Here is a 24,349-nt window from a genome sequence, read left to right on the forward strand (position 1 = left end):
GGGGGCCGACGGGTTCCCGAATCGGCACGCCCGCCGCGATCGGCCGTCAACCGCGGACCAGGAACACCGTGCTCACCGTCAGCACGAGGAGGCCGAGGGCGGACACGAGCCCGCCCCAGACCCGCACGAGCTGCCTCCGCTGGAGGGCATCGCGGTGGAAGTCCATCTGCGGATGCTCGATGCCCCGCCGGGCGTAGCGCCGCAGAAGCCTCGGCTCCGCGTAGGCCGGGTTCAGCAGAACCTCCACGACCCACCGGGCCGCCCCGCGGTGGTCGGTCGCCAGCGCGAGGCCGGCCAGGAACACCGCGCCGCCCAGCAGCGGGGGTATCAGAGACATGCGGGAGCCTCCAGGGGCGGAAGAAGTGCGTGAAGGACGCTCAACAGTACGGACATACGGACCACGGACCTCTCCCGGGCGGCCCGCCTCGTGCGCGGGGGCTGGTGCGGGTGCCGAACCACGGGTACACGGGTTACATACGGACCAGAAGCAGACCCGGAAGCAGCCCGACAGCAGCAGCTCGGCAGCGACGAGCGGCGAGGTGAGGTCCCTCATGTCCGCACCACACAACACCCCCCAGGTCCCCAGGGCCCCCAAGGTCACCGAACGCGAAGCGCGGCGGGTCGCCGAGGCCGCGCGGGAGCAGGACTGGCGCAAGCCCAGCTTCGCCAAGGAGCTGTTCCTCGGGCGCTTCCGGCTCGACCTGATCCACCCGCACCCCCTGCCGCCGCCCGACGACATCCGGCGCGGCGAGGAGTTCCTGGCGCGGCTGCGGGCGTTCTGCGAGGCGCACATCGACAGTGCGCGGATCGAGCGCGAGGCGAGGATCCCCGACGAGGTGATCAGCGGGCTCAAGGAGCTCGGCGCGCTCGGGATGAAGATCGAGACCAAGTACGGCGGGCTCGGACTCACCCAGGTGTACTACAACAAGGCGCTCGCCCTCGTCGGCTCCGCCAGCCCCGCGATCGGTGCGCTGCTCTCCGCGCATCAGTCGATCGGCGTACCGCAGCCCCTGAAGATCTTCGGCACCCAGGAGCAGAAGGACGTCTTCCTGCCCCGGCTGGCCACCACCGACATCTCCGCCTTCCTGCTGACCGAGCCGGACGTCGGCTCCGACCCGGCCCGCCTCGCCACCTCCGCGGTGCCCGACGGGCCGGACTACGTCCTGGACGGGGTGAAGCTCTGGACCACCAACGGGGTCGTCGCCGATCTCCTCGTGGTCATGGCCCGGGTGCCCGCCTCCGAGGGGCACCCCGGCGGCATCACCGCGTTCGTCGTCGAGGCCGACGCCCCGGGCGTCACCGTGGAGCACCGCAACGCCTTCATGGGCCTGCGCGGCATCGAGAACGGCGTCACCCGCTTCCACCGGGTCCGGGTCCCCGGCGCCTGCCGGATCGGGCCCGAGGGGGCCGGGCTGAAGATCGCCCTGACCACCCTCAACACCGGCCGGCTCTCGCTGCCCGCGATGTGCGTGGGCGTGGGCAAGTGGTCGCTGAAGATCGCCCGCGAATGGTCCGCCGTACGCGAGCAGTGGGGGCGGCCCGTCGCCCGGCACGAGGCGGTCGGCGCGAAGATCTCGTTCATCGCGGCCACCACCTTCGCCCTGGAGGCCATCGTCGACCTCTCCTCGCAGATGGCCGACGAGGACCGCAACGACATCCGCATCGAGGCCGCCCTCGCCAAGCTGTACGGCTCCGAGATGGGCTGGCTGATCGCCGACGAACTGGTCCAGATCCGCGGCGGGCGCGGCTTCGAGACCGCCGCGTCGCTGGCCGCCCGCGGCGAGCGGGCCGTCCCGGCCGAGCAGATGCTCCGCGACATGCGCATCAACCGGATCTTCGAGGGATCCACCGAGATCATGCATCTGCTGATCGCCCGCGAGGCCGTCGACGCCCACCTCAAGGTCGCGGGCGACATCATCGACCCCGACAAGCCCCTCGGCGCGAAAGCCAGGGCCGGGGCCAACGCCGCCGGGTTCTACGCCCGCTGGCTGCCCCAGCTGGTGACGGGCGCCGGGCAACTCCCGCGTACGTACGGTGAGTTCCACCCGGCCGGGCATCGCGACCTCTCCGGGCACCTCCGGTACGTCGAGCGGTGCTCGCGCAAGCTCGCCCGCTCCACCTTCTACGCCATGTCCCGCTGGCAGGGGCGGATGGAGACCAAGCAGGGCTTCCTCGGCCGGATCGTCGACATCGGCGCGGAGCTCTTCGCGATGAGCGCCGCCTGCGTCCGCGCCGAGCACCTGCGCAGCGCGGGGGAGCACGGGCGGGAGGCGTACCAGCTCGCGGACGCCTTCTGCCGACAGGCCCGCATCCGGGTCGAGGAGCTGTTCACCCGGCTGTGGTCCAACACCGACGACCTCGACCGGCGCGTCGTCGACGGCGTCCTGTCGGGGACGTACACCTGGCTGGAGGAGGGCGTCGTCGACCCCAGCGGCGAAGGCCCCTGGATCGCGGACGCCACCCCGGGCCCCTCCGTCCAGGAGAACCAGCACCGGCCGGTGCGCTAGGGACAGTCGTACGGGGTACGTCCACCGCGTCCACGCACCGGACGTACCCCGTGCACCCCGCCCGCCGCAGGGCAGGATGAGCGCCGTGACCGTCATCGACATCCCCGGCTCCAAGTCCGTCACCGCCCGCGCCCTCTTCCTGGCCGCCGCGGCCGACGGCACCACCACCCTGCTGCGACCGCTGCGTTCGGACGACACCGAGGGCTTCGCCGAAGGGCTGAAGAACCTCGGTTACGCGGTCGGGCAGGAGGCCGACCGCTGGCGCGTCGAGGGCCGCCCGGCCGGACCCGCCGCCACCGACGCCGACGTCTACTGCCGCGACGGCGCGACCACCGCCCGCTTCCTGCCCACCCTCGTCGCGGCCGCCGCCTCCGGCACGTACCGCTTCGACGCCTCCGCCCAGATGCGCCGCCGCCCGCTCGCCCCGCTCACCCGGGCCCTCACCGCCCTCGGCGTCGACCTGCGCCACGGGGAAGCGGAAGGGCACCACCCGCTGACCGTCCGGGCCGCCGGGATCGAGGGCGGCGAACTCACCCTGGACGCGGGGGAGTCCTCCCAGTACCTCACCGCGCTGCTGATGCTCGGGCCGCTCACCGCGAAGGGGCTGCGCATCGAGGTCACCGAGCTGGTCTCCGCGCCGTACGTCGAGATCACCCTCGCGATGATGCGCGACTTCGGCGTGGAGGTGGAGCGGGAGGGGAACACCTTCACCGTCCCACCCGGCGGCTACCGGGCCACCGCCTACGCCGTCGAGCCCGACGCCTCCACCGCGAGCTACTTCTTCGCCGCCGCGGCCCTCACCGGCCGCGAGGTCACCGTCCCCGGCCTCGGCACCGGCGCGCTCCAGGGCGATCTGCGCTTCGTCGACGTCCTGCGGGACATGGGCGCCGAGGTCAGCGTCGGCGCCGACGCCACCACCGTCCGCTCCACCGGCCGGCTGCGCGGGATCACCGTCAACATGCGCGACATCTCCGACACCATGCCGACCCTCGCCGCCATCGCGCCGTACGCCGACGGTCCCGTCACGATCGAGGACGTCGCCAACACCCGGGTCAAGGAGTGCGACCGGCTGGAGGCGTGCGCCGAGAACCTGCGCGCCATGGGCATCACCGTGCACACCGGGCCCGACCGGATCAAGATCCACCCCGGCACGCCGAAGCCCACCGAGATCGCCACCCACGGCGACCACCGCATCGTGATGTCCTTCGCCGTCGCCGGACTGCGCACCCCGGGCCTGACGTACGACGACCCCGGCTGCGTACGCAAGACCTTCCCGCGCTTCCACGAGGTGTTCCAGGACTTCGCGGACGGCCTGGTGGCGCGCTGACAGGAGGAGGCGGCGCGACCCGCACGGGACGCGCTGTCCCCGCACACAGCCGGAGCGGCAACAATGGGGGGCATGAGCGACAGCCCTGCCCCCCTCGCCGATCCGCATCTCGTCTTCGACGCCGCGGACGGCCGCCGGGATCTCGTGATCCTCGGCTCCACCGGGTCGATCGGCACCCAGGCCATCGACCTGGTCCTGCGCAACCCCGACCGCTTCCGGGTCACGGCGCTCTCGGCCGCAGGCGGCCGGGTCGCCCTGCTGGCCGAGCAGGCCCACCGGCTGCGGGTGAACACGGTCGCCGTCGCCGCCGAGGACGCGGTCCCCGCCCTGCGCGAGGCGCTGCGGGACCGGTACGGGGCCGGCGAGCCGCTCCCCGAGATCCTGGCCGGACCCGACGCGGCCACCACCCTCGCCGGAAGCGCCTGCCACACCGTGCTCAACGGCATCACCGGCTCCATCGGGCTCGCCCCCACCCTGGCCGCGCTGAAGGCGGGCCGCACGCTCGCCCTCGCCAACAAGGAGTCGCTGATCGTCGGCGGCCCGCTGGTGAAGGCGCTCGCCGCCCCCGGCCAGATCATCCCGGTCGACTCCGAGCACGCCGCGCTCTTCCAGGCGCTGGCCGCCGGCACCCGCGCCGATGTCCGCAAGCTCGTCGTCACCGCCTCCGGCGGACCCTTCCGGGGCCGTACGCGCGCGGAACTGGCCGACGTCACCCGCGAGCAGGCGCTCGCCCACCCGACCTGGGCGATGGGCCCGGTCATCACCATCAACTCCGCGACCCTGGTCAACAAGGGCCTTGAGGTCATCGAGGCGCATCTCCTCTACGACATCCCGTTCGACCGCATCGAGGTCGTGGTCCACCCGCAGTCCTACGTGCACTCGATGGTGGAATTCAGCGACGGATCCACGCTCGCCCAGGCCACCCCGCCGGACATGGGCGGCCCCATCGCCATCGGTCTCGGCTGGCCCCAGCGGGTCCCGGACGCCGCCCCCGCCTTCGACTGGACGAAGGCCTCCAGCTGGGAGTTCTTCCCGCTGGACACCGAGGCCTTCCCGTCGGTCGGTCTCGCCCGGCACGTCGGCACGCTCGGCGGCACCGCACCCGCCGTGTTCAACGCGGCGAACGAGGAATGCGTCGACGCCTTCCTCGCCGGACAGCTGCCCTTCAACGGAATCATGGATACGGTCACCGCTGTGGTGTCCGAACACGGCACCCCCGCCCCGGGAACCTCGCTCAGCGTCGCGGACGTCCTCGAAGCGGAAACCTGGGCCCGCGCACGGGCCCGGGAACTGACGGCGAAAGCGACAGCGGAGGCGCGCGCATGAGTCTGACCTCGGTCCTGCTGACGGTCCTGGGGATCGCCGTCTTCGTCGTGGGGCTGCTCTTCTCCATCGCCTGGCACGAGCTGGGCCACCTCTCCACGGCCAAGATGTTCGGCATCCGGGTGCCGCAGTACATGGTCGGCTTCGGCCCGACGATCTGGTCGAAGAAGAAGGGCGACACGGAGTACGGCATCAAGGCCATCCCGGCCGGCGGCTACATCCGCATGATCGGGATGTTCCCGCCCGGACCCGACGGCCGACTCGAAGCCCGCTCCACCTCCCCGTGGCGCGGCATGATCGAGGACGCCCGCTCCGCCGCCTTCGAGGAGCTGGAGCCGGGCGACGAGAAGCGGCTCTTCTACACGCGCAAGCCGTGGAAGCGCGTCATCGTGATGTTCGCCGGTCCCTTCATGAACCTGATCCTCGCGGTCGCCATCTTCATGGGCGTCGCGATGACCTTCGGCTTCCAGACCCAGACCACCGAGGTCGGCGGCGTCCAGCAGTGCGTGATCGCGCAGAGCGAGAAGCGCCAGACCTGCAAGGCCGACGACGACGCGTCGCCCGCCAAGGCCGCCGGGCTCCGCGAAGGCGACAAGATCATCGCCTTCGCGGGGGCGAAGGTCGACGACTGGGCGACGCTGTCGGACCGCATCCGCGAGACGGTCGGCCCCGCCGCCATCGTCGTCGAACGCGACGGCAAGGAAGTGACGCTCAACGCGGTCCTGCGTGAGAACAGGGTCGCCAAGAAGGACAGCCGGGGCGAGGTCATCCCGAACGAGTACGTCACGGCGGGCTACCTCGGCTTCGCCGCGCAGACCGAGATCGTGCCGCTCGGCTTCGGCGACTCCGTCGTCCGCATGGGCGACATGATCGAGAACGGCGTCGACTCGATCATCGCCCTGCCCGGCAAGATCCCGGCCCTGTGGGACGCCGCCTTCAGCGACGGCGAACGCGCCGACGACTCGCCGGTCGGCGTGGTGGGCGCGGCCCGGATCGGCGGCGAGGTGATGAACCTCGACATCCCGGCGCAGAACCAGGTCGCGATGATGCTGTTCCTGCTCGCGGGCTTCAACCTCTCGCTGTTCCTGTTCAACATGCTCCCGCTGCTCCCGCTCGACGGCGGGCACATCGCGGGCGCGCTCTGGGAGTCCCTGCGGCGCAATCTGGCCAAGGTCTTCCGGCGCCCCGACCCGGGCCCGTTCGACGTGGCCCGGCTGATGCCGGTCGCCTATGTGGTCGCCGGACTCTTCATCTGCTTCACGCTGCTGGTCCTGGTGGCCGACATCGTGAACCCCGTCAAGATCACCTGATCGCCCCTTCCGCCCCACGGGTTGCGGCCGGGCACACGCGTTGTGTCCGGCCGCTCACCAATGGGTGGACATGTCGACACGGTGCGGCCGTCCCGGCTCCGGTGCCGTAACCTCGAAGGCTGGAGCCCGCCGATCTCGGGACCTTGATCCACACCTTGGGGATGCACAGCGCATGACTGCGATTTCTCTCGGAATGCCGGCCGTTCCGACCAAGCTCGCCGACCGAAGGGTCAGCCGACAGATCCAGGTCGGCACGGTCGCGGTCGGCGGCGACGCACCCGTATCCGTGCAGTCGATGACGACGACACGTACGTCGGACATCGGCGCGACGCTCCAGCAGATCGCCGAGCTGACGGCGTCCGGCTGCCAGATCGTCCGGGTCGCGTGCCCGACACAGGACGACGCCGACGCCCTCGCCACGATCGCCCGGAAGTCGCAGATCCCGGTGATCGCCGACATCCACTTCCAGCCGAAGTACGTCTTCGCCGCGATCGACGCGGGCTGCGCGGCGGTCCGGGTGAACCCGGGCAACATCAAGCAGTTCGACGACAAGGTCAAGGAGATCGCGAAGGCGGCCTCCGAGACCCGCACCCCGATCCGGATCGGCGTCAACGCCGGCTCCCTGGACGCGCGGCTCCTGAAGAAGTACGGCAAGGCCACCCCCGAGGCCCTCGTCGAGTCCGCCCTCTGGGAGGCGTCGCTCTTCGAGGAGCACGGCTTCGGCGACATCAAGATCTCGGTCAAGCACAACGACCCGGTCGTCATGGTCAACGCCTACCGCCAGCTCGCCGCCCAGAGCGACTACCCGCTCCACCTCGGCGTCACCGAGGCCGGACCGGCGTTCCAGGGCACCATCAAGTCGGCCGTCGCCTTCGGCGCCCTGCTCTCCGAGGGCATCGGCGACACCATCCGCGTCTCGCTCTCGGCCCCGCCGGCCGAGGAGGTCAAGGTCGGACTCCAGATCCTGGAGGCGCTGAACCTCAAGCAGCGCCGCCTGGAGATCGTCTCCTGCCCCTCCTGCGGCCGCGCCCAGGTCGACGTCTACAAGCTCGCCGACCAGGTCAGCGCCGGCTTGGAGGGCATGGAGGTCCCGCTCCGCGTCGCCGTCATGGGCTGTGTCGTCAACGGCCCCGGCGAGGCCCGCGAGGCCGACCTCGGCGTCGCCTCCGGCAACGGCAAGGGCCAGATCTTCGTGAAGGGCGAGGTCATCAAGACCGTCCCCGAGTCGAAGATCGTCGAGACCCTCATCGAAGAGGCCATGAAGATCGCCGAGCAGATGGAGAAGGACGGCATCGCGTCCGGCGAACCCCAGGTCTCCATCGGCGCCTGACCAGCCCCTTTCCGCACCTTCACCGCCCCGCCCGGCCCCGTGCCCGGCGGGGCGGCGGCGTACCGGGGCCCGTCCCGGAAAGCGGGCTCCCGGACTCGAGCAGCGTTCGAGGGCCGTGTCGGTTACAGTGCGGAAATCAGCAGACCGCATGGTGAGGCCCCCTCGTGTTGACGCAGACCACCACCCGGGTCCTCGAACCCAGCGACCTCGGCGCCGCGCTCGCCATTCTGGAGAGCGAGCCCGTGGCCAACGCCTTTGTGACGTCCCGCGTGCAGGTCGCGGGACTCGATCCATGGCGCCTCGGCGGCGAGATGTGGGGCTGGTACGCCGACGGCAGGCTCCGCTCCCTGTGCTACTCCGGCGCCAACCTCGTCCCCATCTGCGCCGGGCCCGAGGCCGTCCGCGCCTTCGCCGACCGGGCCCGCCGGGCCGGCCGCCGCTGCTCCTCCATCGTCGGCCCCGCCGAACCCACCACCCAGCTCTGGCGGCTCCTCGAACCCAGCTGGGGCCCCGCCCGCGAGGTCCGCGGCAACCAGCCCCTCATGGTCACCGAGAGCCTCTCCGCCGACGTCACGCCCGACCCGCTGGTCCGCCGCATCCGCAAGGACGAGACCGAGATCCTGATGCCGGCCTGCGTGGCGATGTTCACCGAGGAGGTCGGCATCTCCCCGCTCGCCGGCGACGGCGGCCTCCTCTACCAGGCCCGCGTCGCCGAACTCATCGGCACCGGCCGCTCCTTCGCCCGCATCGACGACGGCAAGGTCGTCTTCAAGGCGGAGATCGGCGCGGCCACCTCCCAGGCCTGCCAGATCCAGGGCGTCTGGGTCGCCCCCGAACACCGCGGCAAGGGCCTCTCCGAAACGGGCATGGCCGCCGTCCTGCGCTACGCCCTGGCCGATGTCGCCCCCGTCGTCAGCCTGTACGTGAACGACTACAACACCCCCGCCCGCAAGGCCTACCGCCGCGTCGGCTTCCGTGAGGTCGGCGCGTTCATGAGCGTCCTGTTCTGAACCGCCGCGCTTACCCGGGTGTCCGCGGCGGCCAGTAGGGTTCCGGCATGGCAGCCCCCGCAGAAGGCCCCGCAGCACCCGACGTCGAGATCGGCCCCGTCGACCTGGCCGCCCGCGTCGACGAAGCCCTGCACGTCCAGGCGGCCGCCTTCGGACTGAGCCAGGACGAGATCGACGTACGCCGCCACATCGTCCTCAGGCACCTGGAACACCCCCACGCCCGCGCCCTCGGCGCCCTCGCCCCCGACGGGCGGCTCGTCGGCTTCGTCTACGGGCTGCCCAACGACCGCGCCCAGTGGTGGTCCACCATCGTCGAGCCCTATCTGCGGGCCACCGGCTCCGACGGCTGGCTCGACGACTCCTTCGTCATCACCGAGCTCCACGTCCACCCCGACCACCAGCAGCGCGGCATCGGCCGCACCCTGATCACCGCCATCACCGACTCCGTCGGCCACCCCCGGTCGATCCTCTCGGCGATCGACAAGGACAGCCCGGCCCGCACGCTCTACCGCTCGCTGGGCTACCGCGACCTGGCCCGCCAGGTCGTCTTCCCGAGCGCGCCACAGCCGTACGCGGTCATGGGAGCGCCCCTGCCGCTGCTGCGGCCGAACTGAATGGATTACCGCCCGCCCGCGCCGCCCGGTTAACCTCGGGCTCACCACTTTCGCGAGCAGGAGTTCACCATGGCCCAGGTCCAGCGCATGTCCCGATTGATGATCAAGACACTGCGCGACGACCCGGCGGACGCCGAGACGCTCAGCCACAAGCTGCTGGTCCGCGCCGGGTACGTGCGCCGCAACGCGGCCGGCATCTGGTCCTGGCTGCCGCTCGGCAAGAAGGTCCTGGACAACATCTCCAACGTCGTGCGCGAGGAGATGGACGCCATCGGCGCCCAGGAGGTCCTGCTCCCCGCCCTGCTGCCCAAGGAGCCCTACGAGGCGTCCGGCCGCTGGGAGGAGTACGGCGACCTGCTCTTCCGCCTCAAGGACCGCAAGGGCGGCGACTACCTCCTCGGCCCGACCCACGAGGAGATCTTCACCCAGACCGTCAAGGACCAGTGCACGTCCTACAAGGACCTGCCGGTGATGCTCTACCAGATCCAGACGAAGTACCGCGACGAGGCCCGCCCCCGCTCCGGCGTGCTCCGCGGCCGCGAGTTCCAGATGAAGGACTCGTACAGCTTCGACACCACCGACGAGGGCCTCGCGCACTCCTACGCCCTGCACCGCGCCGCGTACATCAAGATCTTCGAGCGCCTGGGCCTGGACCACCGCATCGTCTCCGCCGTCTCCGGCGCGATGGGCGGCTCGGCCTCCGAGGAGTTCCTGGCGCCCGCCGCCGCCGGTGAGGACACCTTCGCGGACTGCCCGAACTGCGACTACGCCGCCAACACCGAGGCCGTGACCTTCGCGCTCGCCCCGGTCGACGGCTCGGCGCACGGCGCGGTCGAGGAGCTGGACACCCCCGACACCCCGACCATCGAGACGCTCGCCGCGCACCTCGGCGTCCCCGCCTCCGCCACCCTGAAGAACCTGCTGGTCAAGGTGGACGGCGAGATCGTCGCCGTCGGCGTCCCCGGCCACCGCGAGGTCGACCTCGGCAAGCTCGGCGAGCACCTCGCCCCCGCCGTCGTCGAGCTGGTCACCGCCGAGGACTTCGTCGGCCGTGACGACCTCGTACGCGGCTACGTCGGCCCCCAGGGCCTGGAGAAGGTCCGCTACCTCGCCGACCCCCGCGTCGCCCCCGGCACCGCCTGGATCACCGGCGCCAACAAGGACGGCAAGCACGCCAAGAACGTCGTCGCGGGCCGCGACTTCGAGGTCGACCAGTACCTCGACGTCGTCGTCGTCGAGGAGGGCGACCCCTGCCCCAAGTGCGGCACCGGCCTCACCCTGGACCGCGCCATCGAGATCGGCCACATCTTCCAGCTCGGCCGCAAGTACGCCGACACCTTCCAGCTCGACGTGCTCGGCCAGCAGGGCAAGCCCGTCCGCGTCACGATGGGCTCGTACGGCATCGGCGTCTCCCGCGCCGTGGCCGCCCTCACCGAGCAGACCGCCGACGACAAGGGCCTGTGCTGGCCCCGTGAGATCGCCCCGGCCGACGTCCACGTCGTCGCCGCCGGCAAGGCCCTCCAGACGGAGCTGGCCCTGGAGGTCTCCGAGAAGCTGAACGAGGCCGGTCTGCGGGTCCTGGTCGACGACCGCCCCGGCGTCTCGCCCGGCGTGAAGTTCACCGACTCCGAGCTCATCGGCGTGCCCAAGATCCTCGTCGCGGGCCGCCGCTCAGCCGACGGCGTCCTGGAGCTGAAGGACCGCCGCACCGGCGAGCGCGAGGAGCTGACCGTCGACGAGGCGATCGCCCGTCTGACGGCCGACCTGGCCTGACCGGTACCTCGCATACGAGGAGGGCCCCCGCGCTGCGTTGCGCGGGGGCCCTCCCTCGTACGTACGCCGGACCGCTACAGCCACCCCGCGAACTCCAGATTGACCTCGCCCATCTGCCGCCGCCCCTCGGCCAGCGCGCGGGTGCCCGACTCCACCGCCCGGAACAGCGTCCAGCCGTGCAGCCGCGCCTGCTCCACCTCCAGCGACTCCGCCAGCTTCTTGACCCGCCGCCGGGCCGTCACCGGTCCGCCCGGGGAGGCGATCAGATCCTCCACCCGGTCCCGCACCAGCCGCGCCAGGTCATAGGCGCGCTCGCCCACCAGCGGCTCCGGACCCACCGTCAGCCACGTCGCCCGCTCCCCGGACAGCACCTTGCTCTGCCGGAAATTGCCGTGCAGCAACAGCAGTTCGGGCGAGCCATCGACCAGCTCCGCCCGCGCCGCCAGCGCCGCGTCCACCAGCGGGGCCAGCTCCGCATCGGCCTCGGCCGCCGCCCGCATCCCGGCGCTCTGCCGCTCGGTCCGCCCGGCCACGCTCTCGAAGGCATGCCCGGCGGGCGGCTCCACCCACAGCCGGCGCAGCGTCCCCGCCGCCTCCAGCAGGGCCTTCGCCTCCGGCAGCGAGCGCAGCGACACCTCGTGGTGCAGCCGCTCCAGCAGCAGGGCCCCCGACGCGTCGGTCTCCGGGGCCTCCAGCAGCTTCACCGCGCCCCAGCCGTTCCAGTGCTCCAGCGCGGCCCGCTCCAGCTCCGGTTCGGCGGGCGGCGGGGCGATCTTCAGCGCGGCCGGGGTCCCGTCGGCCCGCCGCACCAGAACCACCAGGGAGCTGCGCCCGCCGGGGGCGGCCACCCGCTCCGCGGTGAGGTCGTCCCCGGCGGTGAGCGCCCGTTCGGTCAGCGCGGGGAGCCCGGCCAGCCAGTCGGCCGCCGCACCGTCCCCGTACATCTCACCGAGCGCGCGCACCAGGCGCGGCGGCGGTTCGAAACCCATACGTCGTGTGTTCCCTTTCCGGTCCTTCGTCTCAGCGCGCGCCGTCCGCGCCGGCGGCCTCCACCGGGCCCGTCGCGGCCGGATCCGCACCGGCGGCCCGCTCCGCGAGCCCCGGAAAGGCTACGTTGCCGCCCCGCCAGCGGGCCGACCGCACCGCGGCCTCCCGCAGCGCGCCCGCGGCGTCCTTGCGCCGGTCGCCCTCGGTGGCCCGTACGAGATCGGCGTACGCGCCCGCGATCCGGTCCTCCAGCACCGCGGCCAGCCGCTCCGCCGACGGCGCGTCCGCGACGGCGAACGGCAGAGCGTACGCGGCGTCCGAGGCCACCGGCCGCCCGCCCAGGTCCCGGGCGGTGCGCGCCAGCGCGTCCCGGCGGGCCCGGTGCCCGTCGTACGCGGCGCGGGCCTCGGCGCTCCGCTTCCCGTCGAGCCGGCCGCCCAGCGCCCCGTAGCCGTACACCGCGGCGTGCTCGGCGGCCAGGGCCGCCTGGACGGCGGTCAGCTCGGGGGAGTCGGCGTCGGCGTCGTCATCGGAACGCCGTACGGAACGGGTGCTCATGCGGCTGTCTCCTCGGCCAGTTCGGTCAGCAGATAGGCGTGCGCCGCGGCGGCGGCCGCCACCGAGGCCAGCAGCCGGGCCAGCTCCGGCTCCGCGGTCAGCAGGGCCTCGGCGTACGCGTCCGCCCGGCGGCGCTCGGCGGCCGCCAGCTCCTGCACCGCCGCCTTCGGCTCGGCGGACACCGGCCCGGGCGCGGCCGGAGCAGCGTCGGTCTTCGGGCGGTCCTTCCCGCGCGGCGGCGCCAGCGCCTTCCCGTGCTCCCGCACGGCCGCCCGCAGGGGCGCCAGGCCCGCGGCGGTCGCCGGATGGGCCCCGGCCACCAGGTCGTACTGGGCGAGCAGGAGGGCGCCGTCGCGCACCGCCTTCTCGCGGAGCGTCCTCTCGGCCTTCGCGGCGGTCGCCCGTGCGCCGGAGTGCGCCGGTCCTCCGCTCTCCTTCGCCCCGTCGCCGCCCCCGCAGCCGGCCAGCACCGCACCCAGGGCGAGGGCTCCCGTCGCGGTGAGCGCCCCCCTGCGCGTCGTCCCCGTGCGCCGCACGTTTCTCCTTCGGGCCTGGACCGGTCCTGACAGGATCTGTCCTGATGTGATCACCGCAGGCGAGCGTACCCGCGGCCGAGCGGCAGGCGGACGGCAACACCCCTGGCGACCGGATACCCTTTGACCTGACGCACGACGATCCCCACAACAGCACACGCGGCCGAGGAGTCACCCGGATGAGCACCACCCAGAGCGAGAGGCTGCGCGGGTTGCTGGAACCGCTCGTCAGCGCGCAGCAGCTGGACCTCGAGGAGATCGAGGTGTCCGGGCCGGCCGCCGAGGAGTGCTGCGGATCATCGTGGACTCCGAGGAGGGCGTGGAGCTGGACGCCTGCGCGGAGCTGAGCCGCGCGATCTCTGCGAAGCTGGACGAGACCGACGCGATGGGCGACGACGAATACGTCCTCGAAGTCAGCTCCCCCGGCGCGGACCGCCCGCTGACCGAGCACCGCCACTACGTACGCGCCATCGGCCGGCTGGCCAGGTTCCACCTGGCCGGCGACGGATCCGGTGAGCTGGTCGCCCGCATCCTCGCCGTGGACGAGGACGGGCTCGACCTCGAAGTGCCCGGCGTCAAGGGCCGCAAGCCCACCGCCCGCCGCCTGGCCTTCGACGAGATCGCCAAGGCGCGCGTGGAGATCGAATTCAACCGCAAGGACAAGAAGGAAGAGGAGGCGTAGCCGTGGACATCGATGTGAAGCTTCTGAAGGGCTTGGCGCAGGACAAGGAGATCCCCTTCGACGTGCTCGTCGGGGCGATCGAGTCGGCCCTCCTCATCGCGTACCACCGCACCGACGGCAGCCACCGCCGGGCGCGCGTGAAGCTCGACGAGAACGGCCACGTCACCGTGTGGGCCAAGGAGGACCCGGCCGACCTCGAAGAGGGCCAGGAGCCCAAGGAGTTCGACGACACCCCGTCCGGATTCGGCCGGATCGCCGCGACCACCGCCAAGCAGGTCATCCTGCAGCGGCTGCGCGACGCCGAGGACGACCGCACCTTCGGGGAGTACGCGGGCCACGAGGGCGATGTCGTCACGGGCGTCGTCCAGCAGGGCAAGGACCCCAAGAACGTCCTGGTCGACATCGGCAAGATGGAAGCCATGCTGCCCGTCCAGGAGCAGGTCCCGGGCGAGGAGTACACCCACGGTCTGCGCCTTCGTACGTATGTCGTACGGGTCGCCAAGGGCGTGCGCGGTCCGTCGGTGACGCTCTCGCGCACCCACCCCAACCTGGTGAAGAAGCTCTTCGCGCTGGAGGTCCCGGAGATCGCGGACGGCTCGGTGGTCATCGAGGCCATCGCCCGCGAGGCCGGCCACCGCACCAAGATCGCCGTACGCTCCACCCGTGCCGGCCTGAACCCCAAGGGCGCCTGCATCGGCCCGATGGGCAGCCGGGTGCGCAACGTCATGGCCGAGCTGCACGGCGAGAAGATCGACATCGTGGACTGGTCCGACGACCCGGCCGAGATGGTCGCCAACGCCCTGTCGCCCGCCCGGGTGAGCGAGGTCGAGGTCGTCGACCTCGGCGCCCGTTCCGCCCGGGTCACCGTGCCGGACTACCAGCTGTCGCTGGCGATCGGCAAGGAGGGCCAGAACGCCCGGCTCGCCGCCCGTCTCACCGGCTGGCGCATCGACATCCGTCCCGACACCGAGACGGACGAGGAGCGCGAGAACGCCGACCGCGAGCGGGCCGAGCGGGCCCGCGAGCGCTCGGAAAGGCGTTGACCCGGAGCGGGTCCAGGGAATAGATCTTGGCCGTACGCCGCTGAGATCACGACAACATCCGTTCGATTTTTGCCCCAAAGGGGTGGGGTCGGTACGGGGAGGTAGACTTAAACGTGTCTGGCCGGACGCAAGCCCGCGCTTGCCCCGAGCGAACCTGTGTGGGATGCCGGGAGCGAGCGGCCAAGAGCGAGCTGCTGCGCATCGTGGTGGACGAGGGCGCCTGCGCCCCTGATCCACGCGGTACGCTGCCCGGCCGGGGTGCTTACGTGCACCCTGTCTCTGTCTGTCTCGACCTGGCGGTTCGCCGCCGGGCGTTCCCCCGGGCCTTCAAGGCCAAGGGGCCGTTCGACACCGCGGCACTCACGCGGTTCGTCGAGCGGGCGACACCGTAAGAAAAGTGAACGGCACGGGACCCCGTGCGGTCAGGTACCTCGCGAGTTGGAAGTAGGTCGAGATTGCGATGAGCACTCGATGAGTACGCGATGAGTACGCCCATGAAGTAGCGACGGTCCGGCGGTAACCCGGACCTAAAAGGAGCGAAGTGGCTAAGGTCCGGGTATACGAACTCGCCAAGGAGTTCGGCGTCGAGAGCAAGGTCGTCATGGCCAAGCTCCAAGAACTCGGTGAATTCGTCCGTTCGGCGTCCTCGACGATCGAGGCGCCGGTTGTACGTAAGTTGACCGACGCACTGCAGGGGCCCGGCGGCAACGCCGGCAAGTCCGCTGCCAAGCCTGGTGCGCCCCGCAAGGCGGCGCCCGCGAAGCCCGCAGCGCCCTCCCCGGCCGCTGCGGCACGTCCCGCTGCCCCCAAGCCCGGCGCACCGGCTCCCAAGCCGGCCGCCGCCGAGGCCCCGAGCAGCACCCCGGCGGCGCCCTCCGCGCCGTCGGCGGGCCCCCGTCCGGGCCCGAAGCCCGCGCCGAAGGCGGCCCCGGTGACCCCGGTCCCGGCCGCCGAGTTCTCGGCTCCGGCTCCGGCCCAACCGGCTGCCCCTCAGCAGCCCCAGGCCCCGCGTCCCGCGGGTGCCACCCCGGGTCCCCGTCCCGCCCCCGCCCGTCCGGCTCCGGCCGGCGGTCAGCGCGACGGCGGCCAGCGTGACGGCGGCCGTGGCGGCGAGCGTGGCGGCGACCGCCCCGCACGTCCCGCGGGCCAGGGCGCACCGCGCCCCGGCGGCGCCCGTCCGGCCGGTCCCCGTCCGGGCAACAACCCCTTCACCTCCGGCGGTTCCACCGGCATGGCGCGCCCCTCGGCGCCCCGTCCCGGCGGTGCCCCGCGCCCCGGTGGCGGCTCGGAGCGCCCCGGCGCCCCGCGCCCCCAGGGCAGCGGCCCCGGCGGCGCCCCGCGTCCGCAGGGTGGTCAGGGTCAGGGCGGTGCCCGTCCCACTCCGGGCGGCATGCCCCGCCCGCAGGCTCCGCGTCCCGGCGGCGGTCCCGCCGGTAACCGCCCCAACCCGGGCATGATGCCGCAGCGTCCCGCCGCGGGCCCGCGTCCCGGTGGTGGCCCCGGCGGTGGCCGTGGTCCCGGCGGTGGCGGTCGTCCCGGCGGTGCCGGTGGCGGCGGTCGTCCCGGTGGCGGCGGCGGCTTCGCCGGTCGTCCCGGTGGCGGTGGCGGCGGCGGCTTCGCCGGTCGTCCGGCCGGTCCCGGTGGCGGCGGCGGTGCCGGTCGTCCCGGTGGCGGCGGCGGCTTCGGCGGTCGTCCCGGCTTCGGTGGCCGTCCCGGCGGCCCCGGTGGCCGCGGTGGCACACAGGGTGCGTTCGGCCGTCCCGGCGGTCCGGCGCGTCGTGGCCGTAAGTCGAAGCGGCAGAGGCGCCAGGAGTACGAGGCCATGCAGGCCCCGTCGGTCGGCGGCGTCATGCTGCCTCGCGGCAACGGACAGGCCGTCCGGCTGTCGCGCGGCGCCTCGCTCACCGACTTCGCGGAGAAGATCAACGCCAACCCGGCGTCGCTCGTCGCCGTGATGATGAACCTCGGCGAGATGGTCACCGCCACGCAGTCCGTTTCCGACGAGACGCTCCGGCTTCTCGCCGAGGAGATGAACTACGTCCTGGAGATCGTCAGCCCCGAGGAGGAGGACCGCGAGCTGCTCGAGTCCTTCGACATCGAGTTCGGCGAGGACGAGGGCGGCGAAGAGGCTCTGGTCTCGCGTCCGCCGGTCGTGACCGTCATGGGTCACGTCGACCACGGTAAGACCCGACTGCTGGACGCGATCCGCAAGACGAACGTCGTCGCGGGCGAGGCCGGCGGCATCACGCAGCACATCGGTGCGTACCAGGTCTCCTCCGAGGTCAACGGCGAGGACCGCAAGATCACCTTCATCGACACCCCGGGTCACGAGGCGTTCACCGCCATGCGTGCCCGTGGTGCGAAGTCGACCGACATCGCGATCCTCGTGGTGGCGGCCAACGACGGTGTGATGCCCCAGACGATCGAGGCGCTGAACCACGCCAAGGCGGCCGAGGTGCCGATCGTGGTCGCGGTCAACAAGATCGACGTCGAGGGCGCCGACCCGACCAAGGTGCGCGGTCAGCTCACCGAGTTCGGTCTGGTGGCCGAGGAGTACGGCGGCGACACGATGTTCGTCGACATCTCCGCCAAGCAGGGCCTCAACATCGAGGCGCTCCTGGAGGCCGTCGTCCTCACCGCCGACGCCTCGCTCGACCTGCGGGCCAACCCCGACCAGGACGCGCAGGGTATTGCGATCGAGTCCCACCTCGACCGCGGTCGCGGTGCCGTCTCGACCGTCCTGGTCCAGCGCGGAACGCTGCGCATCGGCGACACGATGGTCGTGGGCGACGCCTACGGCCGCGTGCGCGCCATGCTCGACGACAACGGTCAGAACGTCGAGGAAGCGGGTCCCTCGACCCCCGTCCTCGTGCTCGGTCTCACCAACGTCCCGGGCGCCGGCGACAACTTCCTGGTCGTCGACGAGGACCGTACGGCCCGTCAGATCGCCGAGAAGCGTGCCGCCCGCGAGCGCAACGCCAACTTCGCCCGCAAGGGTGTCCGGTTCTCCCTGGAGAACCTGGACGAGGCGCTCAAGGCCGGTCTGGTCCAGGAGCTCAACCTCATCATCAAGGGCGACGCGTCCGGTTCGGTGGAGGCTCTCGAGTCCTCGCTGCTCCAGCTCGACGTCGGTGAAGAGGTCGACATCCGGGTCCTGCACCGCGGTGTGGGTGCGGTCACCGAGTCGGACATCGACCTGGCGACCGGCTCCGACGCCATCGTGATCGGCTTCAACGTGCGCGCCGCTGGGCGTGCGCAGCAGATGGCCGAGCGCGAAGGCGTGGACGTCCGGTACTACTCGGTCATCTACCAGGCGATCGAAGAGATCGAAGCGGCCCTCAAGGGCATGCTCAAGCCGGAGTACGAAGAGGTCGAGCTCGGCACGGCGGAGATCCGCGAGATCTTCCGCTCGTCCAAGCTGGGCAACATCGCCGGTGTGCTGGTCCGCTCCGGCGAGGTCAAGCGCAACACCAAGGCGCGCCTGCTGCGCGATGGCAAGGTCATCGCGGAGAACCTCAACATCTCCGGTCTGCGCCGCTTCAAGGACGACGTCACCGAGATCCGCGAAGGCTTCGAGGGCGGTATCAACCTCGGAAACTTCAACGACATCAAGATCGACGACGTCATCGCGACGTACGAGATGCGCGAGAAGCCGCGAGGCTGATCCGCAAGGATTGGGCCGGGTCCCGGGGGTTCGCCCCCGGAACCCGGCCACCACGGTCGGGGCCGGTCGACGGGGCGTATTTCCGTCGATCGGCTCCGGCCGTTCCGGTACGGTTCTGATGTCCCCGGCAAGCTCTGGCGGGGCGCGAACCCGAACCGGCGGGACATCCGGACACGCATGTATGTGGGGACCCTGTCCTTCGATCTGCTCCTCGGCGACGTACGGTCGTTGAAGGAGAAGCGTTCCGTCGTCCGCCCGATCGTGGCCGAGCTCCAGCGCAAGTACGCGGTGAGCGTGGCCGAGACCGGCGGACAGAATCTCCACCGCAGGGCCGAGATCGGCCTTGCCGTGGTCTCCGGGGACACCGGACACCTCACGGACGTACTGGACCGCTGCGAGCGGCTGGTCGCGGGACGCCCGGAGGTGGAGCTGCTGTCGGTGAGACGGCGGCTGCACAGTGACGAAGACTGACAGTCGAGCGAAATCAGAAGGAAGAGTGACGGACCGGTGACCGACAACGCGCGGGCCCGCAAGCTGGCCGATCGCATCCAGGTCGTGGTCGCGGAGACCCTGGACCGGCGAATCAAGGATCCGCGGCTGGGATTCGTGACGATCACGGACGCCCGGGTCACCGGCGACCTGCGGGAGGCCACGGTCTTCTACACGGTCTACGGCGACGACGAGGAGCGCGCGGCCTCCGCCGCCGCGCTGGAGAGCGCCAAGGGCGTCCTCCGCTCCGAGGTCGGACGGCAGACCGGGGTCCGGTTCACGCCGAGCCTGGCCTTCGTCCCGGACGCCCTCCCGGACAACGCCCGCACCATCGAGGACCTCCTCGACAAGGCGCGGGCCAAGGACGCGGAGGTGCGCCAGGTGTCCACGGGCGCGACGTACGCCGGCGACGCCGACCCGTACCGCAAGCCCGAGGACGAGGACGACGAGGCGGACATCCCCGGCTCGACCGACAAGAACGAGGGCCCCGCCTCCGCATGACCGAGCAGACCACCACGCCGGACGGCCTTGTCATCGTCGACAAGCCGTCCGGCTTCACTTCGCACGACGTCGTCGCCAAGATGCGCGGCATCGCCCGCACCCGGCGCGTCGGCCACGCCGGCACCCTGGACCCGATGGCGACCGGAGTGCTCGTGCTCGGCGTCCAGCGGGCCACCAAGCTGCTCGGTCACCTCGCGCTGACCGAGAAGGAGTATCTCGGCACGATCCGGCTCGGCCAGGACACCGTCACCGACGACGCCGAGGGCGAGATCACCTCGTCCACCGACGCGTCCGGCGTGACCCGCGAAGGCATCGACGCCGGGGTGGCCGCACTGACCGGCCGGATCATGCAGGTCCCGTCCAAGGTCAGTGCCATCAAGATCGACGGCAAGCGGTCCTACGCGCGGGTGCGCGGCGGCGAGGAGTTCGAGATCCCGGCCCGCCCGGTGACCGTCTCCTCCTTCCGCGTCTACGACGTCCGCGAGGCCGTCGCCGAGGACGGCACCCCTGTCGTGGACCTGGTCGTCTCCGTCGTCTGCTCCTCCGGGACGTACATCCGGGCGCTGGCCCGCGACCTCGGTGCCGGGCTCGGCGTCGGCGGCCACCTGACCGCGCTGCGCCGGACCCGGGTCGGCCCGTACGGACTGGACGCGGCCCGGACGCTCGATCAGCACCAGGAGGCGCTGACCGTGATGCCGGTCGCCGAGGCGGCCGCCTCCGCGTTCCCCCGCTGGGACGTGGACGAGAAGCGCGCGAAGCTGCTCCTCAACGGCGTACGGCTGGACATGCCCGCGCATCCGCAGGGGCCGGTCGCGGTCTTCGGGCCCGACGGCACGTTCCTCGTGCTCGTCGAGGAGGAGAAGGGCAAGGCCAAGAGCCTCGCCGTCTTCGGCTGACCCGGGGCGTGTCCGGCGGACGCGCCGACCGATCGTTGTGGAGCGGGCACCACCCCCCAACCGGTGCCCGCTCCACGTTTCCCCTCCCCGGCACCATCCCTGCTCCTCGGGGGACACGCTTATTCACCCCAACGGACGGGCGCTCGGAGTGAATACCGGGGGCGTGGGGGGCGCTTTCCCCGTCCGTGCGCTCCGGGAGATCACCGGCGGCCTACCGTCGGACCATGGGCAGTGGGGACCGGTCGAAGCTGGTAAGAATCTGTGATCAGGCCGGCCGGCCGCGAGGGACGGGATTCGTCGCGGACGACCGCGGCACGGTCGTCACCGCCCATCAGGCCGTCACCTCCCCGGGCCCGCTCCTCCTGCACGGCACCGACGGCCGCACCTGCTCCGTCGCCCCCGACGACATCACCGCGCTGCCCGCCCTGGGCCTGGCCCTCCTGCGCACCGGCGGCCCCGACGCCCTCGACGCGGAACCCCTGCCCATCGCCGGACGCGACCGCGCCGAGCCGGGCGGTTACGTGGACATCGCCGCCCACGGACGGCGCGAGGCCCGGGTGCTCGGCACCACCCCCGCCGTCTGCACCGCACCGGACGGCACCGCCCACCCGGTCCCCGCCGCTCTGGAGCTGGCCCTCGGCACCGACGGGCGCGACGCCCTGCGCTCGGGCGGGGCGGCCATCGGCGGACCGGTCACCGACCCGGCCACCGGCGCGGTCCTCGGCATCCTCTGCACCGCCCTCACCGCCCCGCACGAGGCGGCCGGCCTCGCCCTGCCGATCGTCCGGGGCGTGGACGACACCCTGGACGCCCTGCTGCGCCGCAACGCCACCGCCGCCCCCGCCTACGGCCCCGACCTCAACCTCGCCGGGGCGCTCCAGCTCACCGCCACCTCCGTCGGCTCGGCGGACGGCCCGGGGGCCCGTACCGCACCGGTCGAGCGCGACGACGTCCACACCGAGCTCGCCGCCTTCGCCGCCGGTACGGGCCAGGTCCTCGCCCTCGTCGGAGCGCCCGGCACCGGCCGCACCACCGAGCTGGCCGCCCTCGCCGCCCGCCGCGCCGACGGCGGCGCGCCCGCGCCCACCCTCTGGCTGCGCGGCGCGGACCTGCTGGCCGACGACACCTCCGTCGCCGACGCCGCGAGCCGTACGCTCATCCGCTCCGCCCGGATCGTCTCCGCCGCGGGCGCCCGGGGCGACATGAGCACCGCCACCCCGGAGCGCGTCGCCCGGCTCGCCGCCGAGGCCGGGCACCCGCTCCTGGTGGTCCTCGACGGGCCCGAGGAGATGCCGCCGCTGCTGGCCCACCGGCTCGCCGACTGGACGGCCGGCACCGCGCGCTGGCTGCGCGAGCACGGCGTCCGGCTCGTCGTCGCCTGCCGCCCCGAGCACTGGGAGACCGCGGGCGCCCTCTGGCCCCCGGAGGCCCTGCACCGCCCGCGGCATCCCGCCCGCCGGCTGCCGCCCGCCCTGCGCCTGGGCGACCTCACCCCCGAGCAGGCCGAGCGGGCCAAGGAGGCGTACGGCATCCCGCCCGCCGCCCTCGCCCCCGGCCACGACCGGCACCCGCTCACCCTGCGGCTCCTCGCCGAGGTCCGCGCCGCCCTGCCGCCCGGGGTGCCGGGCCGCCCCGACACCGAGGACGTCTTCGGCGCCCACCTCGACCTGCTGTGCGTGCGCGCCGCCGTCCGGATCGCGGCCGCCGCCGACGAGCAGCCACGCGGCGCGGCCGTGCGCCGGCTGGCGGCCCGGGTCGCGGGCCAGGTCCACGAGGCGGCCCGCCGCTGTCTGGGACCCGGCCAGGGCGAGCTGGACCGGGCGGCGTTCGAGGAGATCTTCCCCTGGCGCACCGGCTGGGCCTCCGCCGTGCTCACCGAGGGCCTCCTCGTCCCCGCCGGAGCCGGCTACCGCTTCGCCCACGAGGAGCTCGGCGACTGGGTGCAGGGCGCCCACCTCGACCTGGACGCCGCCCTGCGCTCCCTGGTGCACCGCTGGCACCGGGGGAGTACGGGCCCCGCCCCGCACCCGCACGGTGGCGGCGAGCCCCGCAGCCTGCCCGTGCCCCGGCACCGCATCGGGCCGGTGATCCAGGCGATGGTGCTCCTCGGCCGACGCCAGGGCACCGCCGCGCTCGCGCACCGGATGGCCGACCTGATCGAGGCGCTGGACCGGCTGTGGACCGACGACGGCCCGCGTGACGAGGACGCCGCCTGGTGGGCGGCCCATCTGCTGAACGGCAGCCTGCTGCGGGTGCCCGACGCCCGCCCGTACCTCGGCGTCCTGCGGGTCCTCGCCGGGCGCATCACCCGCCGCTCCGCCGCCCCCGACGGGCCCGGCGACCTCGGGGCGTACGGTGAGTTCGGGCCCTGGTTCTGGCGGCGGCTGCGGCTGCCCGAGGAGGACCGGATCGACCTGCTCCGCCGTCTGGTGCCCGCCGACGGGCTGCCCCGCACCGACGGCGACGAACGCTATCTGGACGCGGTCGCCCGCCGCCTCGCCCTCGACGCCCCGGCCGTGCAGCCGCTGCTGTGCCGCTGGTTCACCGACGAACGCCCGCTGCTCGTGGGCCCCGACGCGCCGGACGTCCCGCTGCGCCCCACCGTCGCCGCCGCCGCGCAGGCCCTGCTCTACGCCCGCCGCGACCTCGCCCTCGACGAGCTGACCGACGCGCTGATCGCCACCCCGCACCAGCGGGCCGGGGAGCTGCTGCTGGCCCTCGCGGAGGACGAGCCGACCGTGCTCTGCCGGGCCGTCGAGCGCTGGGCCCGCGACGAGGACCGCCCGGCCCGCCGCTCCGCCGCCGCCCGCTACGCCGGGCTCCTCCAGCAGCGGGTCACCGCCGAGGGCGACCGGGCCCTGCTGCGCTCCGCCGCCCTCGTGCTGCTGGACCGGGCCGAGGACGCCGAGCTGCACGCCGCCGCCCTCACCCTCCTCGTCCGCGACCCGGTGGCCAGGAGGAGCCACCTCCCGGCGGCCCTGCGCGCGTTCGCCGCCGGAGACTCCCGGCTCTCCGTCGAACTGCTCGCCGAGGTGTTCCCGGCCCACCCGGAGCCGGTCCTCGCCGCCCTCCGCGCCCGCCTCGCCCGCCCCGGCGACGGCGGGGGAGCGGTGCTGCGGGCGCTGGCCGGCCTCGACACGCCCGCGCTCGCGCTGCACGTCGCCGGGCTCGTACGGGAGTACATCGACGCCCACCCCGAGGACGGCACGCACGCCGCCGAGTACGTCGACCTCCGCCTGGAGCATGGTCCCGCCGCCCGGGCGCTCCTGCTGCCCCTGGTCACCGGGCTGCTGCGGGACCGCCCCGCCCCGCCGCCGGTGCGGGCCGCGCTCGCCCGGGTCCTCGCCGGGGCCGGGAGCCCCGCGTCCGGGCCGCTGCGGGCCGAGCTGCTGGAGGTGCTCCTGGAGTTCGAGCAGGTCACCGGCCGCGACCCGGATGTGCTGGAAGCCCTGCTCCGGGCCGCCGCCGAGGGTTCGGGGCGCCGCCCGGAGATCCGTACCCGCGCCCTCGTGCACCGCACCGGAATGCTGCTGGTCCGCACCCCCGAGGGCGCCGCCCGCTTCGACCGGGGCCTGGTCGAACTCGCCCGCGAGGTGCCCGGATTCGCCGCCCTCGTCACCCGCTGGCTGGCCGACGCCCCGCAGGAGTGGGCGGCGGTCGTGGGCCCGAGCGCCCGGCGCACCGTCGAGGCGTTGGAGACATCACGTCCGCCGATGCCGATGCCGATGCAGGCGGCGGGGCGTGAGCATGGCAGTCTTAGACCTGCGTAATCGACATACACACGTACACAGGTTCGGGCGAG

19 protein-coding genes and 1 pseudogene are annotated in these 24,349 nt (G+C 72.9%); 16 read left to right on the plus strand and 4 right to left on the minus strand.

Annotated features, from left to right (window positions below):
- Nucleotides 1–46: 46 nt before the first annotated feature.
- Nucleotides 47–337, minus strand: coding sequence for a hypothetical protein (locus ACSMXR_RS27965; RefSeq protein WP_473170162.1), 291 nt, complete (start codon nt 335–337; stop codon nt 47–49).
- 214 nt (nt 338–551) lie between these two features.
- Between ACSMXR_RS27965 and ACSMXR_RS27970 the strand changes: the two genes are divergently transcribed.
- The 8 genes from ACSMXR_RS27970 (at nt 552) to ACSMXR_RS28005 (ending at nt 11,194) form a co-directional block, all read left to right on the plus strand.
- A complete protein-coding gene (locus tag ACSMXR_RS27970; RefSeq protein WP_364885172.1) occupies nt 552–2,507 on the plus strand; it encodes an acyl-CoA dehydrogenase family protein in 1,956 nt (651 codons plus the stop codon).
- Between the two features lie 85 nt (nt 2,508–2,592).
- On the plus strand, nt 2,593–3,834 hold the full coding sequence (gene aroA / locus ACSMXR_RS27975; protein ID WP_473170163.1) for a 3-phosphoshikimate 1-carboxyvinyltransferase: 1,242 nt from the start codon (nt 2,593–2,595) through the stop codon (nt 3,832–3,834).
- Nucleotides 3,835–3,906: 72 nt separating this feature from the next.
- On the plus strand, nt 3,907–5,160 hold the full coding sequence (gene dxr, locus ACSMXR_RS27980) for a 1-deoxy-D-xylulose-5-phosphate reductoisomerase (protein WP_218524561.1): 1,254 nt from the start codon (nt 3,907–3,909) through the stop codon (nt 5,158–5,160).
- Nucleotides 5,157–6,467, plus strand: a complete 1,311-nt coding sequence (locus tag ACSMXR_RS27985) for a M50 family metallopeptidase (RefSeq protein ID WP_137234430.1) — start codon at nt 5,157–5,159, stop codon at nt 6,465–6,467. Before dxr ends, ACSMXR_RS27985 begins: the two co-directional genes overlap by 4 nt.
- Nucleotides 6,468–6,639: 172 nt before the next feature.
- Complete coding sequence (gene ispG, locus ACSMXR_RS27990; RefSeq protein WP_030629615.1) at nt 6,640–7,797, plus strand: flavodoxin-dependent (E)-4-hydroxy-3-methylbut-2-enyl-diphosphate synthase; 1,158 nt, start codon at nt 6,640–6,642, stop codon at nt 7,795–7,797.
- 164 nt (nt 7,798–7,961) lie between these two features.
- Complete coding sequence (locus ACSMXR_RS27995; protein WP_073774648.1) at nt 7,962–8,807, plus strand: GNAT family N-acetyltransferase; 846 nt, start codon at nt 7,962–7,964, stop codon at nt 8,805–8,807.
- 47 nt (nt 8,808–8,854) lie between these two features.
- Nucleotides 8,855–9,421, plus strand: coding sequence for a GNAT family N-acetyltransferase (locus tag ACSMXR_RS28000; RefSeq protein ID WP_137234429.1), 567 nt, complete (start codon nt 8,855–8,857; stop codon nt 9,419–9,421).
- A 69-nt stretch (nt 9,422–9,490) separates the two neighbouring features.
- Nucleotides 9,491–11,194: a proline--tRNA ligase gene (locus ACSMXR_RS28005; RefSeq protein ID WP_381789233.1), complete on the plus strand. Its 1,704-nt coding sequence runs from the start codon at nt 9,491–9,493 to the stop codon at nt 11,192–11,194.
- Between the two features lie 74 nt (nt 11,195–11,268).
- On the opposite strand, the gene ACSMXR_RS28010 is transcribed toward ACSMXR_RS28005, so the two are convergent.
- Genes ACSMXR_RS28010 through ACSMXR_RS28020 form a run of 3 tightly spaced genes read right to left on the minus strand, consistent with a single transcriptional unit; the run spans nt 11,269 to nt 13,275 of the window.
- Nucleotides 11,269–12,183, minus strand: coding sequence for an aminoglycoside phosphotransferase family protein (locus ACSMXR_RS28010; protein WP_473170164.1), 915 nt, complete (start codon nt 12,181–12,183; stop codon nt 11,269–11,271).
- A 31-nt stretch (nt 12,184–12,214) separates the two neighbouring features.
- Nucleotides 12,215–12,739, minus strand: a complete 525-nt coding sequence (locus ACSMXR_RS28015; protein ID WP_473170165.1) for a ferritin-like domain-containing protein — start codon at nt 12,737–12,739, stop codon at nt 12,215–12,217.
- The gene (locus tag ACSMXR_RS28020) at nt 12,736–13,275 is read right to left on the minus strand and encodes a hypothetical protein (RefSeq protein WP_364885159.1); all 540 of its coding nucleotides are present in this window, start codon (nt 13,273–13,275) and stop codon (nt 12,736–12,738) included. The genes ACSMXR_RS28015 and ACSMXR_RS28020 overlap by 4 nt, the downstream gene beginning before the upstream one ends.
- Before the next feature lie 176 nt (nt 13,276–13,451).
- Between ACSMXR_RS28020 and rimP the strand changes: the two are divergent.
- The 8 genes and pseudogenes from rimP (at nt 13,452) to ACSMXR_RS28060 (ending at nt 24,317) form a co-directional block, all read left to right on the plus strand.
- Nucleotides 13,452–13,954: pseudogene (gene rimP / locus ACSMXR_RS28025) on the plus strand (ribosome maturation factor RimP).
- Nucleotides 13,955–13,956: 2 nt separating this feature from the next.
- Nucleotides 13,957–14,997: a transcription termination factor NusA gene (gene nusA, locus ACSMXR_RS28030; protein WP_030629635.1), complete on the plus strand. Its 1,041-nt coding sequence runs from the start codon at nt 13,957–13,959 to the stop codon at nt 14,995–14,997.
- A 113-nt stretch (nt 14,998–15,110) separates the two neighbouring features.
- Entirely contained in the window at nt 15,111–15,389 is a 279-nt protein-coding gene (locus ACSMXR_RS28035) for a YlxR family protein (RefSeq protein ID WP_167396332.1), read from the plus strand.
- Nucleotides 15,390–15,538: 149 nt separating this feature from the next.
- Nucleotides 15,539–18,661: a translation initiation factor IF-2 gene (infB, locus tag ACSMXR_RS28040; protein ID WP_364885156.1), complete on the plus strand. Its 3,123-nt coding sequence runs from the start codon at nt 15,539–15,541 to the stop codon at nt 18,659–18,661.
- 177 nt (nt 18,662–18,838) lie between these two features.
- Nucleotides 18,839–19,132, plus strand: a complete 294-nt coding sequence (locus ACSMXR_RS28045) for a DUF503 domain-containing protein (RefSeq protein ID WP_030085244.1) — start codon at nt 18,839–18,841, stop codon at nt 19,130–19,132.
- A 36-nt stretch (nt 19,133–19,168) separates the two neighbouring features.
- Nucleotides 19,169–19,651 (plus strand): 30S ribosome-binding factor RbfA, encoded by a 483-nt coding sequence (rbfA, locus tag ACSMXR_RS28050; protein WP_137234423.1) that lies wholly within the window; start codon nt 19,169–19,171, stop codon nt 19,649–19,651.
- Nucleotides 19,648–20,547, plus strand: a complete 900-nt coding sequence (gene truB / locus ACSMXR_RS28055) for a tRNA pseudouridine(55) synthase TruB (protein ID WP_137234422.1) — start codon at nt 19,648–19,650, stop codon at nt 20,545–20,547. The genes rbfA and truB overlap by 4 nt, the downstream gene beginning before the upstream one ends.
- Nucleotides 20,548–20,771: 224 nt before the next feature.
- On the plus strand, nt 20,772–24,317 hold the full coding sequence (locus tag ACSMXR_RS28060; RefSeq protein ID WP_473170166.1) for a trypsin-like peptidase domain-containing protein: 3,546 nt from the start codon (nt 20,772–20,774) through the stop codon (nt 24,315–24,317).
- The last annotated feature ends 32 nt before the right edge of the window (nt 24,318–24,349 follow it).

Source organism: Streptomyces sp. DSM 106670 (assembly GCF_055792845.1).

Coding starts and splice junctions, on each gene's coding strand:
- truB (WP_137234422.1), top strand. CDS start 19,648: ATGACCGAGCAGACCACCACGCCGGACGGCCTTGTCATCGTCGACAAG.
- ACSMXR_RS28045 (WP_030085244.1), top strand. CDS start 18,839: ATGTATGTGGGGACCCTGTCCTTCGATCTGCTCCTCGGCGACGTACGG.
- ACSMXR_RS28060 (WP_473170166.1), top strand. CDS start 20,772: ATGGGCAGTGGGGACCGGTCGAAGCTGGTAAGAATCTGTGATCAGGCC.
- ACSMXR_RS28015 (WP_473170165.1), bottom strand. CDS start 12,739: ATGAGCACCCGTTCCGTACGGCGTTCCGATGACGACGCCGACGCCGAC.
- ACSMXR_RS27965 (WP_473170162.1), bottom strand. CDS start 337: ATGTCTCTGATACCCCCGCTGCTGGGCGGCGCGGTGTTCCTGGCCGGC.
- ACSMXR_RS27985 (WP_137234430.1), top strand. CDS start 5,157: ATGAGTCTGACCTCGGTCCTGCTGACGGTCCTGGGGATCGCCGTCTTC.
- ACSMXR_RS28005 (WP_381789233.1), top strand. CDS start 9,491: ATGGCCCAGGTCCAGCGCATGTCCCGATTGATGATCAAGACACTGCGC.
- dxr (WP_218524561.1), top strand. CDS start 3,907: ATGAGCGACAGCCCTGCCCCCCTCGCCGATCCGCATCTCGTCTTCGAC.
- ACSMXR_RS28010 (WP_473170164.1), bottom strand. CDS start 12,183: ATGGGTTTCGAACCGCCGCCGCGCCTGGTGCGCGCGCTCGGTGAGATG.
- ACSMXR_RS28000 (WP_137234429.1), top strand. CDS start 8,855: ATGGCAGCCCCCGCAGAAGGCCCCGCAGCACCCGACGTCGAGATCGGC.
- ispG (WP_030629615.1), top strand. CDS start 6,640: ATGACTGCGATTTCTCTCGGAATGCCGGCCGTTCCGACCAAGCTCGCC.
- ACSMXR_RS27970 (WP_364885172.1), top strand. CDS start 552: ATGTCCGCACCACACAACACCCCCCAGGTCCCCAGGGCCCCCAAGGTC.